The sequence below is a fragment of the Vogesella perlucida genome (assembly GCF_979366545.1).
In genome coordinates, this window is record NZ_CEETRO010000071.1 from 1 (window position 1) to 263 (window position 263).

The window sequence follows — 263 nt, forward strand, 5'->3', positions numbered from 1 at the left end:
CAGCCTATCGGTTATTTGAGAGTTGGGGCGGCAGAGATGCTGCAAAGACTGGGTTTGTAGCTCAGCTGGTTAGAGCACTGTGTTGATAACGCAGGGGTCGTAGGTTCGAGTCCTACCAGACCCACCAGTACCCTTTGGGGGATTAGCTCAGTTGGGAGAGCACCTGCTTTGCAAGCAGGGGGTCGTCGGTTCGATCCCGTCATCCTCCACCACCCAATGCAAACAAAAATGCATTCAGTCCGCTGAGTGAGTTTTTGTTTGCG

The 263-nt window shown here is 53.2% G+C and carries 2 tRNA genes; both read left to right on the forward strand.

The features are described 5' to 3' along the window. The first annotated feature begins 50 nt into the window (after window positions 1-50). Window positions 51-127, forward strand: a tRNA-Ile gene (locus ACZ9XP_RS17975). A 9-nt stretch (window positions 128-136) separates the two neighbouring features. Further along, a tRNA-Ala gene (locus ACZ9XP_RS17980) sits at window positions 137-212 on the forward strand. Window positions 213-263 lie beyond the last annotated feature (51 nt).